Here is a 6,771-nt window from a genome sequence, read left to right on the forward strand (position 1 = left end):
TAATGACAGATAATAAATATTACGGCGCAGATGCCATTGTTGATAGTTTAATAAATCATGATGTGAAATATGTATTTGGTATTCCTGGTGCAAAAATTGATCGTGTTTTTGAAAAATTGGAACATCCGACGAATTCTAAATCGCCAGAATTAATTATTACGCGCCATGAACAAAATGCAGCATTTATGGCTGCTGGGATTGGTCGTATTACAGGTAAACCGGGGGTTGTTTTAACGACTTCCGGACCTGGTGCAAGTAATTTGGCAACAGGCGTTGTGACGGCTACGGCAGAAGGTGATCCTGTTCTTGCTATTTCTGGTCAAGTGAAACGTTCAGATTTAACGAGACTAACGCATCAAAGTATGAATAACACGGCATTATTTGAACCAATCACTAAATATAGTGCAGAGGTTCAAGAACCTGAGAATATTTCAGAAGTGATTGCTAATGCTTACCAAGAAGCTGAGGCTGCAAAGCAAGGGGCAAGTTTCGTTAGTATTCCCCAAGATGTAACAGATTCAGAAGTGAAAACAAAAGTTATCCAGCCTTTAATGGCACCTAAATTAGGTCCCGCTAGCCCGGTAGAAAGTACACTTTTAGCACAAGAAATTAAAGCAGCAAAATTACCTGTTTTACTTGTGGGAATGCGGGCATCTTCACCAGAAGTAACAAAAGCTATTCGTAATTTAGTTGAAGCAACGAATCTACCTGTTGTGGAAACATTTCAAGCCGCTGGTGTGATATCGCGTGAATTAGTCGGTGATTTCTTTGGTCGTGTGGGCTTATTCAGAAATCAACCAGGGGATCAATTACTTAAAAAGAGCGATTTAGTTATTACAATTGGCTATGATCCTATTGAATATGAACCACGTAACTGGAATGCAGAAGGAACAGCTAATATTGTTGTTGTTGACGATATGCGTTCAGAGATTGATCATAATTTCCAACCAAAGAAAGAGTTAGTGGGCGACATCGCGCAAACACTTGAATTTTTATTACCCTATATGAAAGGCTATCAAATGGCATCTGAATCTCGTGAGTATTTAGATGGCTTACAAGAAAAATTACAGGCTAGGGATGAAGCGCCAGTTGTGACAAGTGACACATTAACCAGTCATCCATTAAGCATTATCCAAGAATTACAAAAACGTGTTTCAGATGAAATGACGGTAGCAGTTGATGTCGGTAGTTTCTACATTTGGATCGCGCGACATTTTAGAAGTTATGAACCACGTCATTTATTATTTAGTAATGGGATGCAAACATTAGGAGTTGCGTTACCTTGGGCAATTTCAGCGGCCTTAGTTCGACCTAATACACAAATCGTCTCAATTTCTGGAGATGGTGGATTCTTGTTTTCAGCCCAAGATTTGGAAACAGCGGTTCGTTTGAATCTGAATATTGTTCATATTATTTGGAATGATGGACACTACGATATGGTTAAATTCCAAGAAGAAATGAAATATGGTCAATCTGCCGGTGTGAATTTTGGCGCAGTGGATTTTGTGAAATATGCGGAAAGTTTTGGTGCAAAAGGCTTACGCGTTGAAAAAGCACAAGATTTAGCTAAAACATTAGATGAAGCATTTGCAACTAATGGTCCTGTTATTGTTGATATACCAGTTGATTATAAAGATAATCAAGAATTAGGACAATCAATTTTAATGGATCAATTATATTAAAATAATTTTCAAGAGAGGTCAACGACATGCAAGATATAAAAAAGGTTTATCAACATGGTACCTTAGCAACATTAATTGAAGGCTTGTACGAAGGCACATTGAGTGTTGGAGAATTATTGAAACATGGTGATTACGGAATTGGAACTGTTGGTGATTTAGATGGCGAAATGATTGTGATTGACGGAAAGGCTTTCCAGATTACTGCAAAAGGTCAAATTAATCAAGTTAGCGATGACGTTCTTGTTCCATTTGCGACAGTCCATTTTAATCAAGCAGACGCATCTATTCAATTTGAAAATGTGGCAGGAAATGTTTTAGAAGAGCAATTACTTGAATTATATCCTTACCAAAATTTATTTTTTAGTGTTCTTATTAAAGGAACATTTAGTAAAATGAGTACACGATCTGTTGCTAAACAAAGTAAACCGTATCCAGAATTAACTGCGGTAACTGCCAAACAATCGGAATTTGAAGAAGAAGATATTGATGGAACAGCTATTGGCTATTTCACACCTGAGTTATTTCAAGGAATTGGTGCAGCGGGATTCCATATTCATTTTTTATCTGATGAAAATAAAATGGGTGGACATATTTTAGATTATCATTTAAAAAATGGGGTTGTGAGTTTACAGCCATTTAGTTCGATTGAACAACACTTTCCAATCGAAAATGAAGCTTTTTTAAAAAATGAAACAGATATTGAAAAGTTGCATGATGAAATTAATATAGCTGAAAATTAGGATACAGCTTGCAAAATATCAGTGAATTGATTATAGTAAGAATTATCGAAAGAAGAGGATGCAGTTTTCATAAGTATGTTTAATGAAGCAATTAAGTGCTGAAGAAGTTAAACTGAAAGGGTGAACTGCCGAAGTGGATGCTAACTTAGATTTAGTGACTGCTGGGGTCTGATTTAATAAGTCAGAAACTGTCGTGATTATATAGTAATCACGGGGCGCTTATAACGATTTGACTGAGTCTATTAATCTGAGTCTTTTTGTATAACGCGTAATAGTGTTGTACAAAAGGTCTCTTTTTCTTTTCTCAATTTTAAAAATCACGAGTGCTCCTCTATATATAGGGGGGATTTCATATGGCAGAACAAGAAGGTATGCACCGAGAGTTAAAAACAAGACACTTATCAATGATTGCCTTGGGTGGAAGTATTGGAACAGGCTTATTCGTTGCGAGTGGGTCAGCAATTTCGAAGGCAGGGCCAGGTGGTGCGTTACTAGCTTACATTGGCATTGGAATTATGGTTTACTTTTTAATGACTAGTTTAGGTGAAATGGCAACGTATTTACCAGTTTCAGGGTCGTTTGCGGTTTATTCAACGCGATTTGTTGATCCTGCGATGGGTTTTGCAATGGGTTGGAATTACTGGTTTAACTGGGCAATTACATTGGCTGTTGATATTAGTACAGCTGCCTTGGTTATGCAATTTTGGTTGCCAGATGTACCAGGATGGATTTTTAGTACAATCTCGTTAGTTATTATTTTTTCAATTAATGCGTTGTCAGTTAAATCATTTGGTGAAACAGAATATTGGTTATCAATTATTAAAGTGGTGACTGTCATTGTCTTCTTAATCGTTGGTGTATTGACTATATTTGGTATTCTAGGTGGCCATGCAACGGGACTTGAAAACTTTACAATGAAGAAAGCTCCATTTGTTGGTGGTGTTCCAATGATTCTAAGTGTATTCGTCGTCGCTGGTTTCTCTTTCCAAGGAACTGAATTAATCGGTATTACGGCGGGAGAATCAGAAACGCCTGAAAAGAGTATTCCAAAAGCAATTAAACAAGTGTTTTGGCGGATTCTACTATTCTATATTTTCGCTATTTTTATCATTGCAGCAATTATTCCGTATACAAGTCCAGATTTACTCGGCTCAAGCGCATCAGATATTTCAATTAGTCCATTTACATTGGTCTTTCAAAGAGCTGGGTTAGCCTCTGCAGCAAGTGTTATGAATGCAGTTATCTTAACATCTGTACTTTCAGCTGCAAATTCAGGAATGTATGCATCAACTCGAATGCTTCATTCACTTGCGGAACAGGGTTACGCTCCTAAAAAGTTTAAACAAACGAATAGTCGTGGTATTCCAATGGCAGCACTAGTGGGAACAACATTTATCGGATTACTCACATTTTTAGCAAGTGTTTTTGGAGCAAAAGTGTATGTCTTTTTACTGAGTGCTAGTGGGTTAACTGGATTCATCGCTTGGCTAGGAATTGCAATCTCACATTACAGATTTAGAAAAGCGTTCAAAGCGCAAGGACATGAAGTGTCAGAATTAAAGTACTCTGCAAAATGGTTCCCAGTGGGCCCTATTTTAGCGCTTGTTCTTTGTATTTTAGTTATTCTTGGACAAGATATTCAATCATTTAAAAATTTTGATTGGGAAGCAATCTCGGTTAGTTATATGAGCATTCCGTTATTTGTTATCTTGTACACATATTATAAAATACGCTATAAAACAAAATTAATTCCATTAAAAGATGTAGATTTATCAAAGAAATGAGGCACATTTTGACTAGAAGAAAATGGATGATGATGGTAGTAATGATGTGTGCACTATTAATAGGTGCATGCGGTAAGAAAGCGAATACGACACCTAGCCATAAAACGGTAAAAGTCACACAAAAAAGTGAGCTACCTAAAGGTGTAAAGGCAAATGATTGGAATTTAATATTAGTTAATTCAGAGCATAAACTCAAGCAAGAACTGGATTTTAAACAGAAAATAGATGGAAATGTTATTGTAAATTCAAAAATTGAGAGTGCTTTGAATGATTTTGTATCAGCAGCAAATAAGGCCGGGTATAAGGCGTCACTGGTATCTGGTTATCGATCAATTAGCTACCAAAAAGAGGTCTATGCAGACTCAATTAAAAGCTATGAAAATTCGGGAAAGTCAGTTGCTCAGGCTAAACAATTAACAAAAGAGTATGTGGCAGAACCAGGATCAAGCGAACATCACACCGGACTAGCAGTCGATATGATGTCATCAAATTGGTATGCCAAACATAATGATTTAGATAATAGTAGTGAAACAGATAAGGGTCAAAAATGGTTAATCAACCATGCGGTAAATTATGGATTTATATTGAGATTCCCGAAAGATAAAGAAAAATCGACTAAAATTGATTATGAAACATGGCATTTCCGCTATGTTGGTAAAAGTAACGCGAAATATATAGTTAAGCATCATCTTTCGTTAGAAGAGTATATCGATTTGCTTAATAAAGCGGGTAAGAATTAAACTTGCAATTTAATAAAACAACGCTTATTATTAAAGTAATAAATAAACACGGAAAACGTTATAAGTAGGCATTTAAGAGACGTAATGGTGGTGGAAATTACGAAGCTGAAAATCCGGCGTGAATAAGTGGGTGGGTAATGCCACACGGGAGACCGTTATCTATTTGAGTGTGACAAATGATTATTTGTCGAACTTGGGTGGTACCGCGAAAATGAGCCTTTCGTCCCAATTAGTGGATGAGTGGGCTTTTTTTATACAAAAAAAGGAGGAACAGAATATGTTAGATATTAAAATGATTCGTCAAAATGTCGATGAAGTTAAGGAACAATTGGGTAATCGTGGGGTAAAACCAGAGATTATTGATGAAATGGTTGAAAAGGATCGTAAACGTAGGGATATTATTGTTCAAACCGAAACTTTAAAAAAGAAAAGAAACGATGTATCGCAAGCTATTGCACAATTAAAACGAAATAAAGAAAATGCAGATGCTCAAATCGAAGAAATGAAAAAAGTCGGAGATGAAATTAAAGCATTTGATGAAGAATTAAAGGTTTTAGATGCAGACGTAACAGATATGGCATCGCGACTACCAAATATGCCAAATAAAACGATTCCAGTAGGTCCTGATGAAGATTCAAACATTGAATTAAGAAAAGTAGGTACACCAAGAACTTTTGATTTTGAGCCGAAAGCACATTGGGAAATCGGTGAAAATTTAGATATTTTAGATTTTGAACGTGGCGCTAAAGTGTCGGGCAGTCGATTCCTATACTATAAAGGATGGGGAGCTCGTTTAGAACGTGCTTTATACAATTTTATGCTTGATCAACATGCAATTGATGGTTATACAGAGATTATTCCTCCATATATTGTTAATGATGAGTCAATGTACGGAACTGGTCAATTTCCGAAGTTTAAGGAAGACGTTTTTCAAATCGCAAATGAAAATTTAACGTTAATTCCAACAGCAGAAGTACCATTAACTAATTACTACAGGGATGAAGTTATTCCGGAAGAAAAATTACCAGTATATTTCACAGCTCTCTCACCCTCATTCAGATCTGAAGCAGGAAGCGCTGGAAGAGATACACGTGGATTGATTAGATTGCATCAATTTAATAAAGTTGAAATGGTGAAATATACTAAACCAGAAGATTCATATGCAGAACTAGAAAAAATGACAAGTGATGCAGGCAGAATTATGGAAAAACTTGGGTTACCATATCATGTGATAACATTGTCAACGGGAGATATGGGATTCTCAGCAGCAATGACACATGATTTAGAGGTTTGGTTACCTGCACAAAATATGTATCGTGAAATTTCAAGTTGTTCTAATACTGAAGCATTTCAGGCTCGTAGGGCTCATATCCAATATAGGGATGATGATGGAAAATTACAGTTTGTACACACGTTGAATGGTTCAGGATTGGCAGTTGGTCGTACGCTAGCAGCAGTTCTTGAAAATTATCAGAATGAAGACGGGTCGGTAACTATTCCGGAAGTTCTTCAACCATACATGGGTGGATTAGACATTATTAAATAGCTTTTATCAAAAAAGCGACTTAAACTTATCAATTCGATGAGGTTAAGTCGCTTTTTTGATAAAGTAATAATTAATAAATCAAATTTATCTGTAATGAAGTATTGACAGGGTGTATACCAGATGGTATATTAATAAAGCTGATTGATACGGCAAGAAGAAATGAATATTTATTCAAAAAAATTCTTGACAAATCATGACGTGGTTGATATGATATAAAAGTTGTCAAAAGCAACCAAGTAGATCTTTGAAAACTGAACAAATTTTCGACAAATCAAATGT

The 6,771-nt window shown here is 36.1% G+C and carries 5 protein-coding genes and 1 riboswitch; all 5 genes read left to right on the plus strand.

The window, feature by feature from the left end; all coding sequences use genetic code 11:
* Positions 1–2 precede the first annotated feature (2 nt).
* The 5 genes from alsS to serS all read left to right on the plus strand — a co-directional run bounded on the left by alsS (position 3) and on the right by serS (position 6,492).
* Positions 3–1,682, plus strand: coding sequence for an acetolactate synthase AlsS (gene alsS, locus AC1RPJ_RS06345; RefSeq protein WP_481761728.1), 1,680 nt, complete (start codon positions 3–5; stop codon positions 1,680–1,682).
* Positions 1,683–1,708: 26 nt separating this feature from the next.
* Entirely contained in the window at positions 1,709–2,422 is a 714-nt protein-coding gene (gene budA, locus AC1RPJ_RS06350) for an acetolactate decarboxylase (RefSeq protein ID WP_481761727.1), read from the plus strand.
* Between the two features lie 44 nt (positions 2,423–2,466).
* Positions 2,467–2,651: riboswitch (Lysine riboswitch) on the plus strand.
* A 124-nt stretch (positions 2,652–2,775) separates the two neighbouring features.
* The gene (locus tag AC1RPJ_RS06355; RefSeq protein WP_481761726.1) at positions 2,776–4,206 is read left to right on the plus strand and encodes an amino acid permease; all 1,431 of its coding nucleotides are present in this window, start codon (positions 2,776–2,778) and stop codon (positions 4,204–4,206) included.
* An 8-nt stretch (positions 4,207–4,214) separates the two neighbouring features.
* The gene (locus AC1RPJ_RS06360) at positions 4,215–4,946 is read left to right on the plus strand and encodes a M15 family metallopeptidase (RefSeq protein WP_481761725.1); all 732 of its coding nucleotides are present in this window, start codon (positions 4,215–4,217) and stop codon (positions 4,944–4,946) included.
* Between the two features lie 277 nt (positions 4,947–5,223).
* Positions 5,224–6,492 carry a serine--tRNA ligase gene (gene serS, locus AC1RPJ_RS06365; RefSeq protein ID WP_481761724.1) on the plus strand — a complete coding sequence of 423 codons (1,269 nt, stop codon included), beginning with the start codon at positions 5,224–5,226 and terminating at the stop codon, positions 6,490–6,492.
* Positions 6,493–6,771: the final 279 nt, after the last annotated feature.

Source organism: Dellaglioa sp. CoH-57-MRSF-17 (assembly GCF_056782015.1).

What these genes read in the sequence shown, in the direction of transcription:
- AC1RPJ_RS06355 (WP_481761726.1), top strand. Translation starts at nt 2,776, where the DNA reads ATGGCAGAACAAGAAGGTATGCACCGAGAGTTAAAAACAAGACACTTA.
- budA (WP_481761727.1), top strand. Translation starts at nt 1,709, where the DNA reads ATGCAAGATATAAAAAAGGTTTATCAACATGGTACCTTAGCAACATTA.
- serS (WP_481761724.1), top strand. Translation starts at nt 5,224, where the DNA reads ATGTTAGATATTAAAATGATTCGTCAAAATGTCGATGAAGTTAAGGAA.
- alsS (WP_481761728.1), top strand. Translation starts at nt 3, where the DNA reads ATGACAGATAATAAATATTACGGCGCAGATGCCATTGTTGATAGTTTA.